1 protein-coding gene is annotated in these 437 nt (G+C 36.8%); it reads right to left on the minus strand.

Going from position 1 to position 437, the window contains the following annotated elements; all coding sequences use genetic code 11:
* Positions 1–11: 11 nt before the first annotated feature.
* The coding region (locus tag FC82_RS08510) for a metal ABC transporter permease (protein WP_156405139.1) at positions 12–437 on the minus strand (426 nt) is incomplete at its 5' end.

Below are 437 nucleotides of genomic sequence, written 5' to 3' on the forward strand. Positions count from 1 at the left end.
CTTCATAGTCACTAATATCTAATTTGGTGCCAAATTAAGGACCCCATAAAGATAATAACTTCTGCAGTGGCAATAAAGAAACTAACAGGCCAATTAGTGACGTATCCTAAGTATAACCCTGTCCAAGTACCAAAAAGCGCAAATATAATTGCCAGTAACATCATTTTTCCAACCCCATGAACAAAATACCTTGCACTAGCCGCTGGTAAGGTTAGCAGAACAAAGATCAACAATGATCCGATTATTTGTGCAGCTACGCTTACTGTAATGGATACCAGCAACAAAAACACAATTGAAATTCGCATATTATTAATACCGTTCGCTTGAGCTCCGACAGAATCAAAGGAATCAAACTTTAACTGCCTATATAGAACTAAGACTCCTATTAAGATAATTGCTGAAAGCAGCATTATCTGATTTACTTCCTGCTCACTAAT

This window comes from Secundilactobacillus collinoides DSM 20515 = JCM 1123 (assembly GCF_001435975.1).
GTDB classification, from domain to species: Bacteria; Bacillota; Bacilli; order Lactobacillales; family Lactobacillaceae; genus Secundilactobacillus; species Secundilactobacillus collinoides.